Source organism: Arthrobacter sp. JDC6 (assembly GCF_056484025.1).
The window spans coordinates 4,274,535-4,298,916 of record NZ_CM151278.1 but is presented as its reverse complement, the minus strand read 5'-3'; the positions used below and the strand labels follow the sequence as shown (position 1 = coordinate 4,298,916).

Below are 24,382 nucleotides of genomic sequence, written 5' to 3'. Positions count from 1 at the left end.
CGCCGGCAGGCAGCAGCAAGCAGCCTGCGCTGCCGCCGGCACCAACGTCAACGCCAGGAAGGTGGACTGTGGGCAGGAGATCTGCGGAACAGTGGGCGCGGCCGCAGGACCGGCCGGACAAGGTGGCGGTGGACGTCCTGGTGCCCACCTGCAACCGGCCTGCCGAACTCGCCGTCACCCTCGCGGGACTGGCCGCGCAGTCCGAGCCCGCGTTCGCCGTCGTCATCAGCGACCAGTCAGCCGGACAGCCGGCCTGGGACCATCCCGCTGCCGCCGCCATGGTGCGGGTGCTGCAGGCGCAGGGCCGGCCCGTCACGCTGCTGCGGCACCTTCCGCGGCGCGGACTGGCCGAACACCGCCAGTTCCTGCTGGACCAGTCCACCGCGGATCAGTGCCTCTTCCTGGACGACGACGTCTGGCTGGAGCCCGGTGCCGTGGAACGGCTGAGCAAGGCACTGGACCAGCTCCAGTGCGGTTTCGTCGGGATGGCACCGCAGGGCCTGTCCTTCCTGGACGACCGCAGGCCGGAACAGACGGCCTCCTTCCAAGCCTGGGACGGACCGGTGGCTCCGGAGCGCATCCGTCCGGGTGCCCCGGGTTTTGAACGCTGGCCGCTGCACAGCGCCGCCAACCTCAGCCACGTCTGCGCGGAACTGTCGCTGCAGCCCGGCGAGTGGGTGCCCTACCACGTGGCCTGGCTGGGCGGCTGTGTGCTCTACCGCAGGGAGGCGCTGGACGACGCCGGCGGGTTCCGTTTCTGGAGCACGCTCCCTGCAGACCACGCCGGGGAGGACGTGGTGGCGCAGTGGCAGGTGATGGAACGGTACGGCGGGGCCGGGATCCTGCCGTCCGGCGCGGTCCACCTTGAATCGCCCACGACCGTGACGGACCGGCGGGTAGAGGCGTACGACGTGGTCCTGAACGAGGACGCTGTGTGACCAGGCCCTAGTGGCCCTGCGCGGCGTCCAGCGGGTAGGCCACATACGCGAACCGCTTCGAATCCGGCGCCCAGCTGTTGACGTTGAGCGTGCCCTGGCCGCCGAACAGCGGCCAGGTGTGCAGCGGCGCGGTCCAGTCGCCGGTGGAGACAAGGACGACGTCGACCGGCAGGTCTGCGGGGTGGCCCCGGGTTCCAGCGGGAAAGCGCACATAGCTGGCCAGGCGCCCGTCGGGGGACAGGTGCGGGAACCAGTCGACGGTGGCACTGCTGACAAGCCGCTCGAACTGGCTGCCGTCCGGGCGGACCCGGGCAAGCTGGGCATGGCCGGGTGCCGTGGTGAACGACTCCGTGTTGAGGTACAGCCAGTCGCCATCGGGTGAATACTCGGGCCCGTCGCAGTGTCCCCCGCCCACCTCCACGTCCCAGGGCGGGCCTCCGCCAGCGGGGATGGTGCGCAGCCGGCCGGGCCGCGTGAAGTCTCCCGCCGCAATGTCCACGTACGCCAGCCTGCGCCCATCCGGACTGACGCCGTGGAGGAAGTGGAAGGATCCGTCGTCGTCCGTGATCCTGGTGGCCCGCCCGCCTGCCAGTGGTGCGCGGTAGATGTGGCCGTCCTCGCCCGAGAGGAAGATGCTGCTGCCGTCAGGGTCCAGGACGTGGTCATTGTTGAGGTCCGGGGCGCCGGTCAGCGGGAGGGGCTCCAGCGAACCGGCCGCCAGGTTGAGCCGCCACAGTTCCGCGTTTCCGTTAAGGATCAGCGCCCGGCCGTCGAGGGTCCAGTTGGGCGCCTCGAGCAGCATGTCCCCGGTGCGGAAGACCAGCGAGGATTCGCCGGTGACCGACGCGGTCCACACCTCGCAGCGCTGGCCTGGTTGAAGGGTGCGGACCACGTCAGTTCGTCCTAGTCCTTGCTGCTGAAGGCGGCGTCGAAGCTGGTTTGGGAGGCGGGGAAGTCGTATTTTTTCAGGGCCGCGAGTGCTTCGGGGGCGCCGTGGAGGCGGTCCATGCCGGCGTCTTCCCATTCGATGCTGATGGGCCCGTTGTAGCCGATGGCGGCGAGGGCGCGGAAGGAGGCTTCCCAGGGGACGTCGCCGCGTCCGGCGGAGACGAAGTCCCAGCCGCGGCGGGGGTCGCCCCAGGGCAGGTGGGAGCCCAGGACGGTGTTGCGGCCGGTCTGGCGGATCTTGGTGTCCTTGCAGTCCACGTGGTAGATCCGGTCCTTGAAGTCCCAGATCAAGGAGACGGGGTCGATGCCCTGCCACATCATGTGCGAGGGGTCCCAGTTCAGGCCGAACGCTTCGCGGTGGCCGATGGCCTCGAGGGTGCGGACGGTGGTCCAGTAGTCGTAGGCGATCTCGGAGGGGTGGACTTCGTGGGCGAAGCGGACGCCGCATTCGTCGAAGACGTCCAGGATGGGGTTCCAGCGGTCGGCGAAGTCCTGGTAGCCGGCGTCGATGACTTTTTCCGGGACGGGCGGGAACATGGCCACGTATTGCCAGATGGAGGAGCCGGTGAACCCGACGACCGTGTCCACGCCGAGGGCTTTGGCCAGCCGGGCGGTGTGTTTCATTTCCTCGGCGGCGCGTTGGCGGACGCCTTCGGGGTCGCCGTCGCCCCAGACTTTGGAGCCGACGATGGCCTGGTGGCGGAAGTCGATGGGGTCATCGCAGACGGCCTGGCCCTTCAGGTGGTTGGAGATGGCCCAGACCTTGAGGTTGTACTTGCCCAGGATCTCCAGTTTGGACTCGACGTAGCCGGGTTCGTCCCAGCGCCAGGCGTCCAGGTGGTCGCCGGAGACGGCGATTTCGAGGCCGTCGTAGCCCCAGCCGGAGGCCAGGCGGGCGACTTCTTCGAAGGGCAGGTCGGCCCACTGGCCGGTGAACAGGGTGAACGGGCGGGGCATGCAGGGCTCCTTGGAAGACGGGGGTGCTAGTGGCGGACGACGGTGAGGGTGCTCTTGTTGGCGGCGGATTCCTCCACAGCGTCCAGGACGTACTGGACGTTCAGTCCTTCTTCGAACGACGGCGAGGGCTGGTTTCCGTCCCGGATGGCCAGCAGGAAGTCGCGGACCTGGTGCGTGAAGGTGTGTTCCCAGCCGATGATATGGCCCTGCGGCCACCACGCGTCCAGGTACGGGTGCTCCGGCTCGTTGACCAGGATCCGGCGGAAGCCCTGTTCGCGGACCGGGACGGTGGCATCCAGGAAGCCGAGTTCGTTGAGGTTTTCCAGGTCGAACAGGAGGCTGCCCTTGTCCCCGTACACCTCGATCTGCAGCGAGTTCTTCCTCCCGGTGGCCACCCGGGAGACCTCGACTGAGGCGACCGCCCCGGAGGTGAGGGACAGCGTGGCCCAGGCGGCGTCGTCGACCGTGACGTCCTCGATGCCGTCCGTGCCGGGGCGGCGGCCCACGAAGGTGTTCAGCCGGCCGCTGACCTCGGTGACCTGGTCGCCCAGGAGGAACAGGACCTGGTCGATGGCGTGGCTGGCGATGTCCCCCAGCGCGCCGGACCCGGCGGTTTCCTTCCGCAGCCGCCAGGTCATGGGGGCCTGCGCGTCCGCGAGCCAGTCCTGCAGGTACGCGGCGCGGACATGCCGGACCGTGCCCAGGCGGCCTTCGGCGATGAGCTCCTTCGCCAGGGCCAGTGCCGGGACGCGCCGGTAGTTGAAGCCGATCATCGACTGCACGCCCTTGGCCCGGGCCTTGGCCGCGGCGGCGGTCATGAGCTCGGCTTCCGCGAGGGTGTTCGCCAGGGGTTTTTCGACCAGGACATGCTTGCCTGCTTCCAGGGCGGCGATGGCGATCTCGGCGTGCATCCATCCCGGGGCGCAGATGTCCACGATGTCGATGTCGTCGCGGGTGATCACCGTGCGCCAGTCGGTGGCTGATTCTGCCCAGCCGTACTTGGCCGCCGCCTCGGCGACGGCGCCGGCGTCCCGGCCCACGAGGACCTTCTGCTCGAAGGCCGGGACGTCGAAGAAGCTGGCCACGTTCCGCCACGCGTTGGAGTGGGCCTTGCCCATGAAGGCGTAACCGATCGCGGCTACACCCAGCGGGCGGGAAGCCGGTTGGGAGGCCGAAGGTTCGGACGGGTGTGCGGGTGTGGTCATGATGCGTTCCTGCGTGCTTCCTGCTGGCTGGACTACGTGCTGGATTTAGAGGGTGGCGGTTTCCGGTGCCCAGTCCTCGGGGAGGGCGGGGGATACCGGGGCCGAGCTTTCGACGTTCACGAATGTGCCCGCATCGATGGACTCGGAGATCGAGACCATGGTGTCCAGGACGTGGTACGCCAGTTCGCCGGTGGCCCTGTGGGCTGTTCCTGCCCGCAGCGAGCGTGCCATGTCCAGCACGCCCATGCCGCGGCCGTTGGCGGGCCCGGTGGCCGGAACGGTGGTCCAGTCCTCGTCGCCGGCGCGCCAGAGCTTGATGTCGCCCGTGAAGTAGTTGGGATCCGGCAGCGAGATGGTGGCTTCGGTCCCGGTGATTTCCACGAATCCCATCCGGGTCCGGGGGGACTCGAAGGAGAAGACGCTGTGCGAGGAGGCGCCGGATTCGAACTGCGCCATCGCGGAGACGTGGGTGGGCACCTCGACGGTGAACTCCTCGCCGGCTTTGGGCCCGGAACCGATCACGCGCACATCCTTGGCCTTGGACCCGACGGCGGCCACCTTGCGGATGGAGCCGAAGGCCTGGACCAGGGTGGTGAGGTAGTACGGGCCCATGTCGAACAGCGGGCCGGCGCCGTGCTGGAAGAGGAACGCGGGGTTGGGGTGCCATGATTCCGGGCCGGGGGTCTGGAACGTGGTCATCGCCGTCAGCGGCGTTCCGATGTCGCCGCGCTGGATCAGGCGCAGGGCCGTCTGGATGCCGGCCCCGAGGAAGGTGTCCGGGGCGCAGCCAAGGCGGATCCCGGCGGCGTCGGCGGTCTTGAGCAGGCCCAGCCCGGATTCGCGGTCCAGGGAGAACGGCTTTTCCGTCCAGACGTGCTTGCCGGCGTTGACGGCGGCGGTGGCCACCTCCACGTGGGCGGCGGGAATGGTGAGGTTGACGATGATCTCGACGTCGGGGTGGTTCAGGGCCTTGTCCACGCCGCCCCACTCTGGGACGCCGTACTCCTTGGCCCGGGCCTCGGCGGCTTCCTCGAAGAGGTCGGCGATCACGTGGACCTTGAGGTCCGGGAACGCGGTCAGGTTGTCCAGGTACTGCTTGCTGATCACGCCGGCGCCGATGACGCCAACGCCCACCGGCCCGGTGCGGGCCGGCTTGCTTGCGGGGGTGCTCACGCGTTGGCTCCTTCGGCTGCGGTGTTGCTGTCGGTGTCGCTGTTCAGGAAGGCAAGGCTCTGGGCGATGCCATCGAAAATGTCGCCGGCGTAGTCATCGAACTCCACCACGCCCACCTCCAGCGACTTTGCTGCGGCGATGACCTCCATGACGGGCACTTTGCCCTGGCCTGCGGGCTGCTGGGCCTTATTGTCCTTGTTCAGGGGGCCGTCCTTGATGTGGATGAACTTCACCCGGTCGCCCAGCCTGGCCAGGAGTTCCACGGGGTCCTGGCCGCCCACGGCTGCCCAGTAGGTGTCCACCTCCAGGACCAGTTCCGGGTCCAGCAGGGATGTGAAGTACTCCAGGGCCGTGCGGCCCTCGATGGTGGACTCCAGTTCCCAGGCGTGGTTGTGGTAGCCCACGCGGATGCCGTATTCAGCACCCTTTTTGGCGGCCGCGTTGAGCTTTTCGGCGGTGGCCTGGATGTCTTCGGCCTTTTGCCAGTGCTCGGCGGGAAGGAAAGGATCAATGACGGTGGTGATGCCCAGTTCCTTGGCCGCCGCGAAGATTTCGTCCTGGTCCTGGCTCATCAGGGGCGCGTGGCCGGACGGCGCGGTGAGGCCGTTCTCCTTCAGGGCGGCGCCGAGTTCCTTGGCGGTGGCCACGAAGTTGTACGGCTCAACCTGGGTGAAGCCGATCTCCGCCACCTTCCTGATGGTCCCCGGAAGATCCTCGGAAATGGCGTTGCGGAGCGTGTAAAGCTGCAGTGAGTAGGACATGGGTTTCCTTAGCGGTTCTGTAGAGGTCGTTGGGGTTGGGGTCAGCGGCCGGCGAGCGAGCCGCCGATGCCGCCCACGCTGAAGTACTTGTTCAAGGTGGCGAAGACGATGACGGGCGGGAGCATCATGACCACGGCCAGGGCCATGACCGAGGTCCAGTCCGTTGCATTCTGCTGGAAGAAGGACTGCACGCCCATGGGAAGGGTGAAGATTTCATTCGAGCGCAGGAACACGATGGCCACCAGGTAGTCGTTCCAGGCCAGGAGGAAGGCGAAGATCGCGGTGGAAAGGACGCCGGGCAGGGAGTTCCGCAGGACCACCTTGGTGAAGGAGCCGAAAACGGAGCACCCGTCGATCCAGGACGCCTCCTCCAGGCTGATCGGGATGGAATCGAAGTAGGCGGCCATCATCCAGGTGGCAACCGTCATGGTGGAGCCGACGTAGATGATGGTCAGGCCCAGGAGGTTGTCCACCAGGCCCATGCCGGCGAACAGGATGAACAGCGGCACCACGGAGGTGATGATGGGCAGCGACTGCATCACGAACAGGAGCAGCGAATATCCGGAAACCGCCTTGCTGCGGCCCCGGGAGAGGACGTAGCCGGCAGGTGCGGCCACGGCCACGGACACCACCACCGTGGAAAGGGTGGTGATCAGGCTGTTCTTCAGCCAGGTGGCGGCCAGGGTCTTGGAGAAGACGTTGCCGAGGTTTTCAAAGGTCAGGCCGGTGGCCGTGCTGTTCGGCCCGGGCGTGAAGGCCAGGAGGATGGTGACCATGATGGGCACCAGCACGATCCCCGTGATGATGAGGATCGCGGCGAACCGCCACCAGCGGCCGCGCTGTCCCGCCTCGGAGAGGACCCTGCGGCGTTTGCCGGCATCGACGCCGAGCGTGGGGCCGGATTCGGGATGGGCGTGGAGTACTGCGCTCATTATTCGACGCTCGACTTTCGGATCTGGCGGTACAGGATAACCGAGATGACCACCAGGGTCATGGTCATGAGGAAGGCGATGGCCACGCCTGGGCCGGTGGCGAAGTCCTGGAACACGGTCCGGTACGCCAGGACCACCAGGGAGGTGGTGGCGTTGACCGGGCCGCCGCCGGTGAGCAGGTAGATGGTGGGGAAGTCGTTGACGCAGAAGATGGTCATCAGGATCCAGCTGATGTACGTGGAGCGGGCAATCAGCGGCAGGGTGATCTGCGTGAACTGCTGCCAGCGGCTGGCGCCGTCCATGCTGGCTGCCTCGTAAACGGTGGTGTCCACGGAGGCCAGCGCGGCCGAGATCATCATCATCATGAACGGGAAGCTGACCCAGACCTTGAACACCATCACCGTGATGGAAGCAAGGGAGGGGTCGGCCAGGAAGAGCGGGGTGCCCATGCCCAGGTTCCGGAACAGCGACGGGATCAGGCTGTCCGGGGTGGCCACCAGCCAGTTCCATGCGGTGGAGGAGACCACGATGGGCACCACCCACGGCAGGAGCAGCAGGACCTTGAAGGTGCCGCCGGCCGGAATCCTGGTCCGCAGGAGCAGGGCAAGGCCCAGGCCCACGAGCCATGACCCGAAGACGCCCACAATGGTGAACCACAGCGTGAACTGTGCTGCCTTCCAGAAGGCCGGCGACGTCAGGACGGTGGCGAAGTTCTGCGCGCCCACGAAGTTGCCGGTCTGGAGCAGGTCCCCGTCATGCGTGGCCTGGATGGCCGCATAGATCAGCGGGTAGCCGTGGATCAGGACAAGGAGGACCACAGAGGGAAGCAGGAGCCAAAAGAAGGTCCTGGTCGCCTGGGCGGAGAGCTTGCTCTTGCGCTTGCCGGGGGCGGTCCCGGACCCGCCGGGGGCAATCCCGCGGCGGGCCCGGGCCAGGCCGGACTGGGTGGTGGTGCTGGACATGGGCGGTCCGTCCTACTTCTTCAGGACTGATTCGAGGCCGGACTGGAAGGTCTGCAGGGCAGTCTTGGCGTCGGCCTTTCCGGTGATGATGGTCTGGCTGAACTGGTTCAGTGCCTGGCCGCCGTCGAGTGCGGCGAGGTTGGCGTTGAGCCTGCTGCCCTGGGCGGCGAAGGTCTTGGCGATGGGCTGCCAGTCCTTGACGATCTTGACGTTGTTGGGATCGTTGGCGAACTCGGGAATCTCCGTGATCGACTTGAAGACCGGAAGGGCGGACATCAGCTTCTTCTGCCACAGCTGCTTGAGCTGGCCCAGGTAGTACACCAGGAACTCCTCCGACGCCTCCTGGGACGGGGTGTTGGTGTACATCATGATGTTGTTCGGGAAGACGATCGTTGCCTTGTCGCCGTGCGGACCCTTGATGGGGTCAGCCACCAGCAGGTCGCCCGAGGTATCGCCCACACGCTGCGGAACGTTGACCTGGAACAGGCCGTAGCCTGCCTTGCCGTCCTTCCACTGCGCGGACATGTTGTCCGTGGTGTAGCTGACAGCGGCGGGGTCGACGATGCCGTTGGACACGAGTTCCAGGACGAACTCCATGGCCTCCACGTTGCGGTCGTTCATCAGGTCCAGCTCGCCGTCCTTGTTCCAGACACCGCCGCCGTTGTTGACCATCATCATGATCATGGAGTGGTTGGCGTAGTTGTTGCCCGCGCCTGCGCCGGTGGTGAAGCCGAATGCGCCCACCTTCTTCAGGGCCTTGCCTGCTTCCAGCAGGGACGGCCAGTCCGTGGGGAGGGCAACGTTTGCCTTCTCGAACAGCGACTTGCGGTACCAGAAGACGCGCATGTCCAGCTGCCACGGGACCGCCACGTAGCCCTTGTCCGACTTGAAGGGGTCCAGCACGCCGGGCAGGAAGTCGTTGAACTGGCCATTGGCCTTCAGCTTCTCGATCACCTTGTCCGCGTACGCGATCTGGCCCTGCTGCTCGAACTGGAAGGCTTGGAAGCCCCCGCCGGTGGAGACAGCCGGGCCCGTCTTCGAGGCGATCGCGGAGGAGAAGGTCTGGTAGAAGTTGTTCCACTGGATGATCTGGTACGAGGCCTTGGCGCCGTTGGCTCCGGAGAAACCTTCCGCGATGCCCTTGGCGGCGTCGTTGTAGGCGGGCGTTGCCCACGGCATGTCCCAGAACTTGACCGTTCCGCCCGCGCCGCCTCCGCCGCCCTGCGATGCCGAGCCGCCGCCGCAGGCGGCGAGGAGGGGTGCTGCGGCGGCGGCAGCCGTCAGGCCCAGGAAACCGCGCCGGGAGAAGGGGCGGCGCTGTTCGGAAGTTGCGTTCATGATGTGTCCTTTCGGGACCGGCCGGCGCAGTGCGCCGTTGGTGCGGTCCTGCTCATCGTCGAGAGTGGAGGTGGGACTGGACTGCTGTTCAGGTTGCGTATCGGTGGGTCTGGTTACGTGGCAGCGAGGGTTGCGTAGAGGTCGGTCAGCCGGGCGAACCCGGCCAGATCGTCCGGCCGGGTGCCGGCGCCAAGGTGGTCCTTCAGGCGCCGCCACGCTGACCGGTGGGCGGATTCGTAAAGCGTGGGAAGCAAAAGTTCGCCATGGGCTCCGGTGACCCGGACTTCGGCCGGCCAGGCGGCGTCCGGATCCGGGACCTGGACGGACACCCCGCCGTCGGCGGTGTAGAGGCGGATGTCGACGGCGGCCGGGCGGGCAGCGGTCAGCACGCCCTGGGCGGTGAAGGGCGCGCCGTTGGCCAGCCTGCCGGCCACCGTGTATCCCGTGGCGTCGCTGCGGAGGAGGCTTACGCCGTCGAGCGGTCCGTTGACGGCCAGCAGCGCGGCGAGGTGTTCGCCCAGGAGCCGCTGCGGGTCGGTGCCGGGGGCCGCCGTCGCAACGCTGTCCAGCAGGGACGCGCCGCCCAGGGCACTGCGCACTGCGTCGCGGGCGTCCGGGGCGCTGCCTTCCGCCACCAGGGCGGGGTTGGAGGCCCAGCGGAGGTCCAGGACGACGGCGGTTCCTGCGGCGTCAACCGCGGCGGCCAGTTCCGTGGTGTCCTCGGGTGCCGGGTTGGCCACCACAACGCCGCGGGCGCCGGCGGCAACGGCGTGAAGGGCTTCGGTGGTCCAGCCGGGTCCGCCTGCGACCACCAGGACGTCGGCCGTGCCCTGCCGGCTCTCCGGAGCCGGGCCGAAGGTTGCAGGCAGTGAGGCCACCGTTTGGGTAACCGCGCCCTCTTCCCGCGCGGCAGGTGATGCCGAGACCGTGTACTGGCCGCTCATGGCGTAACTCCTGCTTTTTCCGCGGCACCGGCATGCCCCGCCCCGGCGCTTGCTGCCGTGGCGTCGGCGATGGCGAGGGCAAAGGTGAGGTCGTCGATCAGGGTTTGTGCGGCGGGTGCCTGGCGGGTTCCCCGGGCAAGCCCGGCAAGTTCACGCCATTCGCCCTCATAACCGTTGTGGCCGTACGGGCCGAACGTGCGGGTATCGCTGCCGTTGCCGCGGGTGAGGGTGGCCACTGCGGAGCCGGCCTGGACATACGACGGTGTGAAGTCGATGTGAAGGGCCGCATCGTCCCCGATGGCCTCGAAGGTCCACTCGGGCTTCCAGGTGCCGTTCATAACGGCACGCAGTTCGATGACGCGGGTTGGGGTGCGCAGCGAAACGGCATAGCCGAACGGGCGGACGTGGAACACCTGGAGGACTTCGAGGTCCGTGAATTCCGGGGTGAACCGGCGGACCAGCGGCAGGTCGTGGATGGCCAGGCCCATGATCCCGCCCCGGAGTGCGCTCTTGATGACGTCCGGGTCCGAGTAGTCGGGCCGGCCTGCGGCCGGCCGCGTGACGATCTCGGTGGCGAAGTCCTCGAACCGGGCATTGGGCGGCAGGACGATGGAGGAACGGATGGTGTGGACCTGCCCGGGAAGGTCGCCCCAGTTCTGTTCGGCCGCGAGCCAGCCGGGGTCGAAGGTGTGCATGGCCCCGACGACGATTGGCACCCCGGTTTCGGAGCTGACGGCCGAGATGCGGGCGGCTTCCTCGGCGTTCATGGCGAAAGGCTTTTCGCAGAGGACGGCCTTCTTGCCGGCCCTGCAGGCGGCGATGACCTGGTCGGCGTGGAACTGGTGGGGGCTGCAGATTGCCACGACGTCCACGGCGGGATCGTCCAGCAGGGCAGCCATGCTGGTGCCGGCCGTGGCGCCAACGCGGGCCGCCACCGACGAGGCCACGGCGGCATCCACATCCATGATGTGCCGTACTTCCAGGATGTCCTGGAGGCGGGCCAGTGCCGGGAGGTGGATGGCCTGCGTGACGGGCCCCGCGCCGAGGATGCCGACGCCGAGGAGCGGCCGGTCTGCCGGCGCTGCGTGCTGGGACGCTGCTTGCTGGGACAAGGTCAGTTACCTCTTTGTAAGCGGACTCTGGGGGTGTAAGCGGATTACGGTGCCGGAATCAGTGCGGCTGATGTTCACCATCGGATCCGCGAATGTGCCTTGAGTCACAACGTAGAACTACTTTTGACGCACGTCAAGCAAAAGTTGTTTGTTGCGCGTCATTCTTCTGATTGGTGACAGCAGAAAGTAAGAGTGTTATGACTTAGACATGACTTCAGTGACAGGTAAGCAGGCCGGAAAAGAGTCCGATGTCGGCAGCCTGTCGCGCGCCGGGGACCTCTTCCAACTGCTTCGTGACGGCCGGGCCCGCACCCGCGCCGAGCTTGCGCTGAGCACGGGTCTGGCCCGCTCAACCGTCGCCTCGCGGATCGATGCGCTGATGCTGTCCGGCCTGGTGGGTCCCGCGGGTGAGGCGCTCTCCAGCGGCGGCAGGCCGCCGTCGCGCTTTGCCTTCAACCCGTCAGCCCGCCTGGTGCTGGCCGTGGACGTGGGCGCCACGCACGTCATCGTTGCGGTGACGGATCTCGGCGGAAACATCCTGGCCGAACACCGGCTGGCGCAGCAGGTGGCCGACGGGCCGGAAGCCGTGCTGGACCAGGTGGTGGCGCAGGGCAAGGAACTGCTGGCGTCCACCGGACGGACCGTTGCGGAACTGGCCGGGATCGGCATCGGGCTGCCCGGGCCCGTGGAACATGACACAGGCAAGCCCGTCAAGCCGCCCATCATGCCGGGCTGGGACGGGTTCGACGTGGTCAGCTACGTCCAGCGGTCCCTGCCCGTCCACGTGCTGGTGGACAACGACGTGAACATCATGGCGCTGGGGGAGCAGTCCGCGCACTGGCCCGAACACAACAACTTCTTCTTCGTGAAGGTGGCAACCGGCATCGGCTCCGGCATCATCAGCAACGGGGAACTGCAGCGTGGCGCCAACGGCACGGCAGGCGACCTGGGCCACGTCCAGGTGGCCCGCGGCGCGGATGTCCTGTGTGCCTGTGGAAACTATGGGTGCCTGGAGGCGCTGGCGTCCGGTCCCGCCGTCGTGCGCTCTCTCCGGGACCAGGGACTGGACGTGGCAAAGGGCTCGGACGTGCTCCGGCTCGCCGCCGACGGCAACCTGCAGGCCATCCAGGCGCTGCGCCAGGCCGGCCGGGACATCGGCGAGGTGCTGGCCACCGTGGTGAACCTGCTCAATCCGTCCGTGATTGTGGTGGGCGGCAGCGTTGGCGAGACGGGCGAGCACCTGGTGGCCGGCATCCGTGAGGTGGTGTACCGGCGCTCCCCGCCGCTGGCCACCTCGCACCTGCGCATCAACGGCTCCCGCGCCGGGAGCCAGGCGGCGGTCCTTGGCGCAAGCAAACTGGTCACCCAGTACGTCCTCTCGCCGGCCGTCATCGAAGCCACGCTGGCAGGCGCCATCGCCGGGTAAAGCCGGGAATCCCCGGCCTACCCGGCGTGGGCCCTACGCCTCCGCCTCCGGCTCGGGCGCTTCGGTCAGGATCAGTGCCGTCCCGCCGTAGGCGGGAAGTTCGAGGAAGAAGCTGTGCAGGTCATCCACCTGCCCCACCGTCTCGCCGCTGAACAGATCCTTGACGTTGGCGCCGGACGGCAGCTCGTTGGACTGGATGCTGCCGGCGATGTCCTGCCCGGAGAAGTTGAGCGCCGTGACCTGCAGGCTGCCGTCCTTCAGCCGGTTGACCAGCACCAGTGCGCTGCGGTTGGAAACGTCCGGGACGTCGAGGAGGGTGCCGGTGGCGATCCCGTTCTCTTCCCGCACGGCGAGGATCCGCTGCAGCCGGCGCGCGAACGAGTCGGGGTCCTTGAGCTGTTCGGGCAGCGGCCCGTACAGGCTGCGGGCCCGGGGCATCCCGGCGGACGAGGTGGTGGCGTCCGGACTGGTTCCCATGAGGTCGTGGGCGCCGCGGTTGATCCAGCGGGTATCGCCCTGCGAGGTGAGCTCGCGGACGCTGCTCCGGTCCAGGGCCAGGATGCCCGTGAGGTCCCAGCCGGAAAGGGCAAAGACGCCCGGCTGCAGGGCGTTGTACATGGCCAGGAGCAGGTGGACGTCCCGGATCTGGGCTTCCTGCTCCGGGGTGGTGGTGGACGGGTCCTTGATGCCCAGGGCCGCCATGATGAAGCTCACCGAGGTGCAGGCAATGCCGTTGGTGGTGAAGACGGCGTTGTAGGGCCCGTTTTCGCCGGTGAGCCGTTCCCGCAGGGTCTGCTGGACCTGTTCGGCCAGCTGCGCCCCGGTGAGTTCCTCGCCGTTGAGCTCGAACATCTCGTCCCGGTGCCCGGCGGCGAAGTGCAGGAGCTCGTAAGTGAGTTCGTCATGGTTCTGCAGGGCATGCACCAGCGACGCCTGGTCCACGCCGATTTCCAGCGACAGCCGGAGGGTCAGCCGCAGGAACTCGGTATCGGCCGTGACCAGGGAGTAGTGGTACGCAGGCCGGGTGATGAAGTCGTAGGACAGGTCGGGGCCGGCATCGGAGGTTGCCTTGATGTCGTCGATGGTCAGGTTCAGTTCCTGGAAGGAGAACCCGCCCACCTTGCGGATCATGGAGCCGATGAGCTGGTTGGCTGCCTCGGACAGTGGGTGCCCCTCGGACCAGCCGGGTTGTTCTTCGGCGCTCTTCTCCACGCCCAGGAAGCCGTTGGCATCCAGGCGCAGCGCCCCCGTGCCCAGGTCCACCAGCGAATGCAGGGCATCGCCCACCACCAGGCGCATTCCGGCGAAGGTGGGGTCCAGCCAGTTGATGGAGGGCTGGCCGGCCTTGAAGTAGTGCAGGTAGACCCAGCGGCGGGTCTTGCCGGTGGTATCCACGATGGGCCGCGTGGCGCTCCAGTTGGTTTCCTTCACCCCGGGTTCGTAGAAGATGACCCGCTGCAGCCTGCCGATGATGTAGCCGGCCTTCTGCAGCGCCTGCTCGGAGTCGGGGCATAGGTTGACCGAGTCCGCCCCCTCCGGGACGTCCGGGAGCAGGTTCCAGTCCTCCTCCGGAATATCGATCATGTGGTAGATGCCGGGGTAGTCCCGGAAGTTCATTTCGGCCAGGCGGAAGTCCGCGCCCTTGCCGGTGTGGCCCGGGACGATGTCGTCGATGACGGTGCCGTCGTGCTCGGCGGCCACCTCGCACATCCGCCGGAACTCATCCTCGGTGCCGAAAACAGGGTCGATCGCCATGCTGATGCGGTCGAAGTGCCCGTCCACGCTGGGCGTGTGGGACCAGCCGCTGATGCCGCCGGCGAGCTTCACGGGCCCGGTGTGGATTCCGCGGATACCGATTTCCCTAAAGGCCTTCCACATGGCCGGATCGCCCAGGGCCGAAAGGAATGACTGGCCGGACGGGGTGATGAAGGACAGCGGGTAGGCGGTGAACCACACGGAGGCGCGTTCGACGGCGGCCCGCGGGTTGGGATGGGCGTACGAGTTCTGCCACATGCTGGCCTGGCCGGACAGCTGCCGGGCCAGCGTGTTCGCATCCCCGAGCATCGCCTGGTTGCGGAGCCAGTCCACGTACGCCGCGTTCCGCCCGTCGAATTCAAAGGACGGCCTGCTGCCGACGAACTGGCGCCGGCGCGCGATGGGCCGCAGCGCCTTTGGCCTGGCCGCGAAGAACTGCTCGTCGAAATTGACGTCCAGTTCCGTTGACGGCTCCGCAGCGCCCGCTTCCACTTCCCCTATGGGGGCGGCTGCATCCGCTTCCGAAGTGTTCCCGCTGGTGCCCGGCTCAGGCATAAGCTCCTCTTTCCATTGCTCGTTTCCGTGCTGGCATGGATGCTCCAAGACCCCTTGCCCAAGGAAACGTACCCAGGGCAACAGGGAGTATTCGGCGTTCCCTCTCCCGATGCTACTGCTCAGCGGAGCCGGTGGAGGGGACAAACGTGCCTGGGCTAGTGGATGCTTTGTCCGATGTCCCGGCCAATCTGCTGGAGGAGGGCGGTGGACAACCCTGGGTCTTTGGCGGAGTCCCGGCTGGTGTAGTCGGCCAGGGCGTACACCCGTGCCAGGGACAGGTCCGCCCAGCGTTCGCGGGGAAGCAGGGAACGGCCGGCGACGGCGATGATGGGCCGGGTGCCGGACCGGCGGGCCACGGCAGCCGGGAGCTTCCCGGCGAGGGTCTGCAAGTCGATGCTGCCTTCGCCCGTGATGACCAGGTCGCAGTTGTCCCTGCGGCCATCGAAGTCCAGCAGGTCCAGGAAGAAGTCCGCTCCCGATACCTGCCGCGCGCCCAGCAGCAGGCAGGCGAAGCCCAATCCGCCGGCGCTGCCCGCTCCCTCGTGTCCGGCCAGTTCGCGGGCGGAAGCAAATCCCGCGCCTTCCATCCTTGCCACGAAGTGCACCAGCCCGGCGTCCAGGCTGGCCACATCGGCCGGCACCGCCCCCTTTTGGGGCCCGAAGACGGCAGCAGCGCCGGCAGGACCGCATAGCGGATTGGAGACATCGCTGGCAACGATCAGTTCAGCCGCCACCAGGCCTGGAAGGGGGGAGCCTTGGACGGAGCGGATCCGGAAGAGGCTGCGCCCTGTCCCTTCAAGGCGGTGGCCATCGGTGTCGGTGAAGGTGTAGCCCAGGGCGGACAGCATCCCCGTGCCCCCGTCTGTGCTGGCACTGCCGCCCAGCGCCAGCACGATTCGTGCCGGGGCAAGGCTGAGGGCGAAGCGGATGGCTTCGCCGAATCCGCGGCTGGAGGAGTTGAGCGGGTCAAGGGTGCCGTGGGGCAGGAGCGAGATCCCGCAGGTGTTGGCCACTTCCACGACGGCGGTGACTCCGTCGAAGGCGATGGATGCCTGCACCTGCTGCCCCGTCGGCCCGGTGACCTGGCAGGTGTGCCGCGCGAACCCTGCCGAGACGGCGGCGTCCACGCTGCCGTCTCCACCGTCGGCCAGGGGGAGCAGGTCGCACTGGATGGTTCGGTGGGCCCCGGCGACGGACCGGAGTCCGGCCGCCAGGGCGTGTGCCACCTCATGGGCGGTCAGGCTGCCCTTGAATTTGTCGGGCGCGATGAGGGCGCGGAGGGAGGGGGTGGAAGTGGACATGTCAGACGGTCTCGGAGTAGGCGGGGCGGCGGTCGGCAGGGAGGGGATGCCCGACGCCGGCCGAATCCTTCCCTGGGGCAGGCACCTGGTGGAGGTCGTCGTCGTTGGGGCCGGCCCCGGCATGCAGTTCCTGAGCCTGAGCCTGAGCCTGAGTCTGCGCGGGCACAGGTTCCACGGTTTCGCCCGCAAAGACGCGGCGGACACGGTCGGCGTCGAGCGTGCGGTCCCACCAGGCGATGAACAGGGTGGCCACCGCGTTGCCGGTGAAGTTGACCAGGGCACGGCACTCCGACATGAACTTGTCGATGCCGAAGATGAGCATGATGCCGGCCGCCGGGATGGTACCGATGGTGGCCAGTGTGGCGGTCAGGGCAATGAAGCCGCCGCCCGCCACGCCGGCTGCGCCCTTGGAGGTCAGCAGCATGACGGCGAGCAGGCCCAGCTGCTGTCCGATGGTCAGGCTGGTGTTGGTGGCCTGGGCGATATAGAGGGCCGCGAGGGACAGGTAGATGGCGGCGCCGTCCAGGTTGAAGCTGTAGCCCGTGGGGACTACGAGGCCCACCGTTTCCTTCTTGACGCCGGCGTGCTCGAGCTTGCGCATCAGCCCCGGCAGGGCAGGCTCGGCAGTGGAGGTGCCTAGGATGAGCAGGTATTCCTCCTTGAGGTGCCGGATCATGCTGAAGATGTTCAGTTTCAGGAAGGCCATGACCGAGCCGAGGACCACCACCACGAAGAGGATGGAAGTGGCGTAGAAGAGCGCGATCAGGCCGCCCATGCTGGTCAGGGATGAGACGCCGTACTTACCCACCGCGAAGGCCATGGCACCGAATGCGCCAAGTGGCGCCGCTTTCATGATGAAGCTGAGGATCTTGAACATCACAGCGGTGAGGCGCTGGACGCCGTCAAGGACCGGGGCGCCCACCTTGCCCATGGCGTTCAGGGCGATCCCGAAGACAACCGCAATGAAGATGATCTGCAGAATGTCGCCCACGACGAAGGGCTGGACGACGCTGGTGGGGATGATGTTGGTAATGAACTGCCACCATTCCTGGTGCGCGCCGGCGTCGATCAGCTTGGCGGCCGAGTCGGAAGTCTTGATGGCGCCGGGGTCGGCGTTCACGCCTTCGCCGAGCCGGAAGATATTGATGGCCACCAGTCCGAATGCCAGGGCGCAGATGGTGCCGACCTGGAAATACGTGAGCGCCTTCAGCCCGGTCATGCCCACCTTCTTCAGGTCGGCGACGCTGGCGATGCCGCCCACGATCGTGAGGAAGACGATGGGTCCGATCAGCATCTTCATTGCGTTGACGAACGTGATGCCGATCGGTTCCATGGCAATACCGGTTGCCGGGGCAAGCCAGCCCACCAGGATGCCGATGACGATCGCTGTCAGTACCCAAAAGTACAGTTGCCGGTACCACCGGGTTTTCGGGGCCGCTGTTGCAGCTGCGGCGGTGCTGTTGTGGTCCATGATTCCTACCTCATTGTTGGAATGTCGCTGGAGGATGTTCTGGGGAAGAGATTGCTGCGGGGCGGGCGGCAGCGCTGCTTCACCGCCCGCCCCGGGCGTGGCACCGGCGACCGAATGGCGGCGCCGGAGGTTACTGCTTGCCTAGACAGCTGCCGGAGTGAGCGTCAGGGCCTTGATGATGGCTTCGGTGACGTCCTCGGTGTTTGCAGTGCCGCCCACGTCGCGCGTCAGGTGGCCCGCGCCGGTGGCCGCTTCGATGGCGGCTTCAACGCGGCGTGCTTCCCCGTGCAGGCCGAAGTGGTCCAGCATCAGGGCGGCGCTGGCGATGGCGCCGATCGGGTTGCTGATGCCCTGGCCGGCGATGTCCGGAGCGGAGCCGTGGACGGGTTCGAACATGGACGGGAAGCGGCGCTCCGGGTTCAGGTTGGCGCTGGCTGCCAGGCCCAGGCTGCCCGCCAGTGCGGAGCCGAGGTCGGAGAGGATGTCGGCGTTCAGGTTGGAGGCCACCACCACGGACAGGTCCTCGGGCTTGAGGATGAACTTGGCGCTCATGGCGTCCACCAGGACGCTTTCGGTCTGGACGTCCGGGTAGTCAAGGGCCACGCGGTTGAAGACCTCGTCCCACAGGACCATGCCGTACTGCTGGGCGTTGGACTTGGTGACGGAGGAAACCTTCTTCACGGTGCGGGTCCGGGCCAGGTCGAACGCGAAGCGCACGATGCGCTCGCAGCCCTTTTCGGTGAACAGTGCGGTTTGCAGCGCCACCTCGTTGCCGGGGCCGCGGCCGCTGAGGTTACGGCCGCCCAGGCCGGCATATTCACCCTCGCTGTTTTCGCGTACCACAACCCAGTCGAGTTCGGTGTTGTCTGCCTTGCGCAGCGGGGACTGCACGCCGGGGAGGAACTTAACGGGGCGGATGTTGGCCCACTGGTCGAAGTTCTGGGTGATGTTCAGGCGCAGCCCCCAGAGGCTGATGTGGTCCGGGACGTTTTCCCAGCCGACGGCGCCGAAGTAGATGGCGTCAAAGTCCTTCAGGGCTTCCAGGCCCTTGGGGTCCATCATCTGTCCGGTCCTGGCGTAGTACTCCGAGCCCCAGGGAAACTCGGTCCAATCGAAAGCGAACCTGCCGTTGGAGTTTTCGGCCAGCGCATCCAGGACGCGGCGGCCAGCGGCGACCACTTCCTTGCCTACGCCGTCCGCGGGGATCGAAGCGATGTTGAATGTCTGGTTGGCGCCCATGTGGCTACCTCCTCGTTGAGTGTGGGCAGTGTGTCCTGTTGCCGGGATCACGCTGCTTTTCTTCCTCCTCAAGTAGACGCGGCCCGCTCCATCAGCGTCCAAGACCAAGATTCGATCCAGCTGATAGGAACCGCCTATCGATCCAGTGATCAATGCTCCGATAACGCCCTTTTGAGCCCTAAACTGCGCTGCCGGAGCCGCCGATGGGTTGTGCCGCGGCTACTCCGCGTGCTGCCTGGCGACTTCCAGAAAGGCGGACGCCGCAGGGGTGAGGTCGTCCTTGCGGCTCAGGATGGCTACTTCCAGGTGCGAGACCGGTTCGATCAGGAGCGTCCGCAGGCCGGCCTTGTGCGCGGTGGGTGCCCACGAGGAAGGCATCACCGCATGCCCCACGCCGGCGAGAACGAGGGGGAGGATGGATGTGCGGTGGGCCACCTCCACCACAATCTCGGCTTCGATGCCCTGGGCCAGCGCATCGTCCACGAGCCAGCGCATCAGGGAACCGCGCTGGCTGGCGATGATGCGCTGGCCGCCAAGGTCCTCCCGCACAATCGAGTCACCGGAACCAAAAGTGTCCGCCTGCGGGTTAACGATGAGGATCAGGGGCTGCCGCTCCAGCGCCAATACTTCGACGCCGGGAACGCGGATGGCGGTGGGGGAACCGGCCAGTCCTATTTCCGTGCTGCCGCTGCGCACGGATTCCACCACTTCCTCCGGCGTGAACGCGGCCCCAACGTTCAGCCGGACCGACGGGTAGGTCTGGGTGAAGGCGGCAATCATTGAGGTAAGTGGTTCAATTCCCGGTGAGGGCATGGTGATGATGTCCAGCTGCCCGCTTCGGATGCCGCGAAGAGCCTGCACCGCGGACTGTGCCGCGGCCAGGTCCCGCATTACCAGACGCGCTGGACCCACCAACTCCCTGCCGGCGTCGCTGAGGACAGCCCGGCGGCCGATCCTGTGGAACAGGGGCACGCCCAGCTCCTTCTCCAGTCCGGCGATGGTCTGCGACAGGGACGGCTGGGCGATCAGCAGGTGCTCTGCCGCGCGGTTGAATCCACCGTGGTCTACCACCGCCAGGAAGTACTTCAGTTTCCGGGTGTCCAAAGCGGCTCCTCTCCGGCAGACCGATGCTGGGGTGCGCCTGAAGCCTACCCACGCCTGCCCCATTCTGCGAATCCCCCTTTCCCCCTTGTTTCGCCAACTTTGCCCACTATGGCGGCCAGCGGTCGTATTCTTAGAGCAAGGTTTTGCAGTGGGCCCGGTGCGCTGATAGCAGGGCTGGAGCATGGCCGCTGAACCCACGGGGCAGGTTGGCTGGGGACCGCTTCCAGTTACCCCGGAGCCGGTTTTCGACAGCAAGGACGTCGAAGACTACCTCCGGGACGTCACCCGCGACTTCATGGCGGGTATCAAAGGTGAGCGCCGCAGCATCAGCTGGGCGGCCACCCTCTTCCGCCTGGGCACGGCGCGGACCATCGCAGCCAGTACGGAGCAGGCACGCGAAGCGGACCGGGAGCAATGCTCGTTCGCTGACGGACCGGTCATGGAAGCCATGCGCACCGCAGAATTCGTCCTGGTGTCGGACCTGAGCCGGGACCGCCGCTGGCCGGGGTATTCCAGCGCTGCCGCGGCCCATGGGGTGCAGTCCCTGCTCTCCGTCCCCATCCTCACCGAAGGCGGGACCAGTGCCGCCATCAATCTTTACGCGCCTTTCCCGCACGCCTTCACCAGCGATGACCTGGTGCGCAGCCAAAGCTATGCCCGTGAGGTGGCGCGGGCCATGCATGTTGTGGTCCGGGTGGCCGAACGCGCGGAAACGACGGCGGGTCTCGCCGTCGTCCAAAGCTCCCTGGTCCTGGTGGACCTCGCCGTGCGCAGCCTGATGAACGAATACGGACTCACCCGGGAGGGTGCGCTGCGGTTCCTGCAGACGCAGGCGCTGCACCACGAGCTGGATCTCCGGGACGTGGCATTGAACGTTGTGGCCCCCGCAGGGATGGACCTCGGGGTTGGGCAGCCGTCGGGGCTGCGGCAGGAAACGTACGACGGCGTGGCGGAGCTCCCGCGGCCGTCGCCGGCGGGGCGGGACTTTCCAACCGGAAGGTCGGCCCGCAAGGACGCTGCGGCGGGGACGGAACCCCCGCCTGCTGCGGAAGGGAGGACAGCATGACCATCGGGAAACAGGAACTGCGCTCCATCACGGAAGGACCGGGCAGGCACCCCTGGCACCGGTTCGTCGCCCTGGGGGACTCTTACACCGAAGGGATCGGCGATCCCGAGCCGCACAGCCTGGGCGGCCTCCGGGGCTGGGCTGACCGCGTGGCGGAGGAACTGGCGGACAGCCAGCCGGACTTCGCCTATGCCAACCTGGCCATCCGCGGCATGCTGCTGCGGCAAATCCTCGACGGGCAGCTGGCACCGGCCCTGGCGCTGAAACCCGACCTGATTGCCATGTCCGGCGGTGGCAACGACATCGTGTTCCGCCACGGCGACCCGGACAAGCTGGCGGAAAAGATCGACGAGGCCGTGGGCATCCTGGCTGACACGGGCGCCACCATCCTGCTGTATGCAGGTCCCGATTGGGGGAACACGCCGGTCTTCGGCAAGATCCGCGGCCGCGTGGCGGTCTACAACGAACACCTCCACAGGATCGGGGCCCGGCACCACGCCATCATGGTTGACCTTTGGTGCCTGCCGGAGCTGCAGCATGCTCTGATGTGGGACCCGGACCGGCTGCACCTGTCCCCGCTGGGCCACCATTCCGTAGCGGTGGCCACCCTCAACGCCCTGGGCGTACCGCATACGCTCAGGCCGCTGCAGCCGCGGCCGCTTCCCGCGCACGGCTGGACGCAGGCCCGGGCCGAAGACCTGGTCTGGGCCAAGCAGTACTTTGTGCCGTGGGTGCTGAAGCGGATGCGGCCCCACCAGGTCAGCGGGTTGGCGGCCAAGCGGCCGCAGCCTGTCCCGGTGTTCGGCCTTGGCCGTCCCGGTCCCTTCCCGTCCGGACATCCCGCGGCCAGGACCTCCGGACCGGGTTATGACGGACAGCCTGGAGTGGACCCCGGGGTGGAAACCGGCAGGGTGGCTTAGCGCTTCCTGGGGGAGCGCTTGGCCGCGGCCTTCATCGCGGCCTTCGCTGCCGGAGGCAGTACGCCCTGCTCGGTTTCGGGTTCGGCCACCGTTCCGCGCGCCTTCGCGACGGCCTTCATGCCGTGGTAGATCACCAGGGCGGCAGCAGAACCCAGGGCGATGCCGGTGAACTTCAGGTCGCCAATGGTCCAGGTGTAGTCCGCGATGCCGATGATCAGGGCCACTGCGGCAGTGGTCAGGTTGACCGGGTTGGAGAAGTTCACCTTGTTCTGGACCCAGATCTTCACGCCCAGGATGCCGATCATGCCGTACAGCATCGTGGCGGCGCCGCCCAGCACGCCTGCCGGGACGGTGGCGATCAGTTCGCCGAACTTCGGCGAGAAGCTGAGCAGGATGGCGAACATGCCCGCCACCCAGTAGGCCGCCGTCGAATACACCTTGGTGGCCGCCATGACGCCGATGTTCTCCGCGTACGTGGTGGTGCCCGATCCGCCGCCCAGGCCGGCCAGCACGGTGGCAGCACCGTCTGCCATCAGCGCGCGTCCGGAGACGCCGTCGAGGTTCTGTCCTGTCATGGCGGCAACGGACTTCACGTGGCCGATGTTCTCTGCCACCAGCACCAGGACCACCGGGACGAACAGGCCCAGGACGCCGATGTGGAACTCGGGGGTCTGGAAATGCGGCAGCCCAACCCAGGCTGCGGCGTCCATCTTGTCGTACTTCACCTCGCCGCGGAGCATGGCCACCAGGTAGCCCACCACAACGCCAACCAGGATGCTGAGCCGGCCCAGGATTCCGCGGAACAGGACGCTGACCAGGATGATGGTGACCAGTGTGATGAGGGCCGTAATCGGGGCGGCGTCGAAGTTCTGCTTGGCGGCGGGGGCAAGGTTCAGGCCGATCAGTGCCACGATGGCACCCGTGACGATGGGCGGCATCAACCGGTTGATCCAGCCGGCGCCGAACTTCTGCACCACGGCCCCCACCAGGGCCAGGGTGGCGCCGGCAAGCACCACGCCGCCCAGGGCGCCGGGGATGCCGAACTGCGCCTGCGAGGCGGTGATGGGTGCAATGAAGGCAAAGCTTGAACCCAGGTAGCTGGGCACCCGGCCCTTGGTGACCACCAGGAACAGCAGCGTGCCGATCCCCGAAAAGAACAGCGTGGTGGCGGGCGGCATCCCGGTGATGATGGGAACCAGGAAGGTGGCGCCGAACATGGCCACCACGTGCTGCATGCCCACGCCGATGGTCAGGGGCCACGCCAGCCGCTCATCCGGGGCCACCACCTGGCCGGGCTTGATGGTTTTGCCGGTGCCGTGCAGCTTCCATTTGATTCCGAGCATGCTCATGGGAAGGAATGCCTTTCAGGGGGTGCCGCGAGGGGGCGAAGATCAACTCGCTCCAGAATACCGCCAAGTGTTTGTGCGGGCCCGCTGTGGCCAAGGTCACCCGGCGTCACGGGAAGAGGAGGAAAGCAGTTGAAGTTGCAACTATGGAAAGCATCAGAGGCCACCCCGGCAGGCGGGCGGCGCAGCGAAAGGTAAGCCAATGACCATTGCCCACGAAGAAGCGGTTATCGATTCGGCAGCCGTGGACGCCATCTTTGCCCAGGCCCGCACCGCCAACTCCTTCACCGGCGAGGTGACCGAGGAGCAGGCCCAGGCCATCTACGAGCTCACCAAGTTCGGCCCCACCGCGTTCAACTCCCAGCCGCTGCGCGTCACCTATGTCCGCTCGCCCGAGGCCCGCGCCACCCTGGTGGATGCCCTGTCCCGCGGCAACCAGGCCAAGACGGCTTCCGCCCCGCTGGTGGCCATCCTCAGCTACGACACCGACTGGGCCGGCAAGTGGGCCGACTTCCTCCCCGGCTACAACGCCCCCAAGGCCATGTACGACGCCGACCCGCAGCTCGCAGCAGCCACGGGCAACAACAATGCCCACCTGCAGGCCGGCTACTTCATCCTGGCCGTCCGTTCGCTCGGTTTCGCCGCCGGCCCCATGACCGGCGCTGACTTCAACGCCATCGACGCCGCCTTCTTCCCGGCCGGCGACCAGAAGAGCTTCCTGGTGGTCAACATCGGCCAGCCGGGCGAGGACGCCTGGGGCGAGGCAAAGCCCAAATTCTCCTACGACGAGGCTGTCCGCACCGTCTGACGCCCCATCACTTCCTGCGTCTTTTCTCCAAACGCCCCATCACCTGGTGATGGGGCGTTTGGGTTTTTTGGGCGGGATGTGATGGGGCGTTTAGAGGCGTGGAGGTGGGCCGGTGGGAGAC

Annotated in this window: 21 protein-coding genes; 5 read left to right on the top strand and 16 right to left on the bottom strand. The window is 67.1% G+C overall.

Translation table 11 applies throughout. The annotated features are described in order from the left end of the window. Positions 1 to 68 precede the first annotated feature (68 nt). Entirely contained in the window at positions 69 to 938 is an 870-nt protein-coding gene (locus ACV095_RS19925) for a glycosyltransferase family 2 protein (RefSeq protein WP_478222558.1), read from the top strand. Between the two features lie 7 nt (positions 939 to 945). Here ACV095_RS19925 and ACV095_RS19920 read toward each other — a convergent pair whose 3' ends face one another. From ACV095_RS19920 to ACV095_RS19875, 10 genes are all read right to left on the bottom strand, one after another. Beyond that, a complete protein-coding gene (locus tag ACV095_RS19920) occupies positions 946 to 1,830 on the bottom strand; it encodes a TolB family protein (RefSeq protein ID WP_478222557.1) in 885 nt (294 codons plus the stop codon). A gap of 11 nt (positions 1,831 to 1,841) precedes the next feature. Continuing rightward, a complete protein-coding gene (locus ACV095_RS19915; protein WP_478222556.1) occupies positions 1,842 to 2,843 on the bottom strand; it encodes a sugar phosphate isomerase/epimerase family protein in 1,002 nt (333 codons plus the stop codon). Between the two features lie 26 nt (positions 2,844 to 2,869). Next, the gene (locus ACV095_RS19910) at positions 2,870 to 4,048 is read right to left on the bottom strand and encodes a Gfo/Idh/MocA family protein (protein ID WP_056388464.1); all 1,179 of its coding nucleotides are present in this window, start codon (positions 4,046 to 4,048) and stop codon (positions 2,870 to 2,872) included. 45 nt (positions 4,049 to 4,093) lie between these two features. Next, positions 4,094 to 5,221, bottom strand: a complete 1,128-nt coding sequence (locus ACV095_RS19905; protein WP_018770305.1) for a Gfo/Idh/MocA family protein — start codon at positions 5,219 to 5,221, stop codon at positions 4,094 to 4,096. Next, a complete protein-coding gene (locus ACV095_RS19900) occupies positions 5,218 to 5,982 on the bottom strand; it encodes a sugar phosphate isomerase/epimerase family protein (protein ID WP_478222555.1) in 765 nt (254 codons plus the stop codon). Before ACV095_RS19900 ends, ACV095_RS19905 begins: the two co-directional genes overlap by 4 nt. Positions 5,983 to 6,023: 41 nt before the next feature. Then, positions 6,024 to 6,914 carry a carbohydrate ABC transporter permease gene (locus tag ACV095_RS19895; RefSeq protein ID WP_018770303.1) on the bottom strand — a complete coding sequence of 297 codons (891 nt, stop codon included), beginning with the start codon at positions 6,912 to 6,914 and terminating at the stop codon, positions 6,024 to 6,026. Beyond that, positions 6,914 to 7,876 (bottom strand): carbohydrate ABC transporter permease, encoded by a 963-nt coding sequence (locus ACV095_RS19890; protein ID WP_018770302.1) that lies wholly within the window; start codon positions 7,874 to 7,876, stop codon positions 6,914 to 6,916. Before ACV095_RS19890 ends, ACV095_RS19895 begins: the two co-directional genes overlap by 1 nt. 12 nt (positions 7,877 to 7,888) lie before the next feature. Further along, positions 7,889 to 9,214 (bottom strand): ABC transporter substrate-binding protein, encoded by a 1,326-nt coding sequence (locus tag ACV095_RS19885; protein ID WP_018770301.1) that lies wholly within the window; start codon positions 9,212 to 9,214, stop codon positions 7,889 to 7,891. A gap of 113 nt (positions 9,215 to 9,327) precedes the next feature. Beyond that, positions 9,328 to 10,158, bottom strand: a complete 831-nt coding sequence (locus ACV095_RS19880; RefSeq protein ID WP_478222554.1) for a hypothetical protein — start codon at positions 10,156 to 10,158, stop codon at positions 9,328 to 9,330. Then, the gene (locus ACV095_RS19875; RefSeq protein WP_478222553.1) at positions 10,155 to 11,270 is read right to left on the bottom strand and encodes a Gfo/Idh/MocA family protein; all 1,116 of its coding nucleotides are present in this window, start codon (positions 11,268 to 11,270) and stop codon (positions 10,155 to 10,157) included. The genes ACV095_RS19880 and ACV095_RS19875 overlap by 4 nt, the downstream gene beginning before the upstream one ends. 208 nt (positions 11,271 to 11,478) lie before the next feature. Between ACV095_RS19875 and ACV095_RS19870 the strand changes: the two genes are divergently transcribed. Further along, complete coding sequence (locus ACV095_RS19870) at positions 11,479 to 12,696, top strand: ROK family transcriptional regulator (RefSeq protein WP_018770298.1); 1,218 nt, start codon at positions 11,479 to 11,481, stop codon at positions 12,694 to 12,696. 33 nt (positions 12,697 to 12,729) lie between these two features. Here ACV095_RS19870 and treS read toward each other — a convergent pair whose 3' ends face one another. The 5 genes from treS to ACV095_RS19845 all read right to left on the bottom strand — a co-directional run bounded on the left by treS (position 12,730) and on the right by ACV095_RS19845 (position 20,121). Further along, positions 12,730 to 15,006, bottom strand: a complete 2,277-nt coding sequence (treS, locus tag ACV095_RS19865; protein WP_478222552.1) for a maltose alpha-D-glucosyltransferase — start codon at positions 15,004 to 15,006, stop codon at positions 12,730 to 12,732. A gap of 155 nt (positions 15,007 to 15,161) precedes the next feature. Next, on the bottom strand, positions 15,162 to 16,307 hold the full coding sequence (locus ACV095_RS19860; protein ID WP_224084195.1) for a glycerate kinase: 1,146 nt from the start codon (positions 16,305 to 16,307) through the stop codon (positions 15,162 to 15,164). A 1-nt stretch (position 16,308) separates the two neighbouring features. After that, entirely contained in the window at positions 16,309 to 17,778 is a 1,470-nt protein-coding gene (gene dctA, locus ACV095_RS19855) for a C4-dicarboxylate transporter DctA (protein WP_224084196.1), read from the bottom strand. Positions 17,779 to 17,919: 141 nt separating this feature from the next. After that, positions 17,920 to 19,017, bottom strand: coding sequence for a tartrate dehydrogenase (locus ACV095_RS19850; RefSeq protein ID WP_224084197.1), 1,098 nt, complete (start codon positions 19,015 to 19,017; stop codon positions 17,920 to 17,922). A 219-nt stretch (positions 19,018 to 19,236) separates the two neighbouring features. Continuing rightward, positions 19,237 to 20,121: a LysR family transcriptional regulator gene (locus ACV095_RS19845; RefSeq protein ID WP_224084198.1), complete on the bottom strand. Its 885-nt coding sequence runs from the start codon at positions 20,119 to 20,121 to the stop codon at positions 19,237 to 19,239. Positions 20,122 to 20,302: 181 nt separating this feature from the next. Between ACV095_RS19845 and ACV095_RS19840 the strand changes: the two genes are divergently transcribed. Next, positions 20,303 to 21,187, top strand: a complete 885-nt coding sequence (locus ACV095_RS19840) for a GAF domain-containing protein (RefSeq protein ID WP_018770296.1) — start codon at positions 20,303 to 20,305, stop codon at positions 21,185 to 21,187. Continuing rightward, entirely contained in the window at positions 21,184 to 22,107 is a 924-nt protein-coding gene (locus ACV095_RS19835; protein ID WP_478222551.1) for an SGNH/GDSL hydrolase family protein, read from the top strand. Before ACV095_RS19840 ends, ACV095_RS19835 begins: the two co-directional genes overlap by 4 nt. Here ACV095_RS19835 and ACV095_RS19830 read toward each other — a convergent pair. Further along, entirely contained in the window at positions 22,104 to 23,456 is a 1,353-nt protein-coding gene (locus tag ACV095_RS19830) for a uracil-xanthine permease family protein (protein WP_018770294.1), read from the bottom strand. The genes ACV095_RS19835 and ACV095_RS19830 overlap by 4 nt on opposite strands. A 199-nt stretch (positions 23,457 to 23,655) precedes the next feature. On the opposite strand from ACV095_RS19830, the gene ACV095_RS19825 reads away from it, so the two are divergent. Beyond that, on the top strand, positions 23,656 to 24,261 hold the full coding sequence (locus ACV095_RS19825) for a malonic semialdehyde reductase (protein ID WP_478222550.1): 606 nt from the start codon (positions 23,656 to 23,658) through the stop codon (positions 24,259 to 24,261). Positions 24,262 to 24,382: the final 121 nt, after the last annotated feature.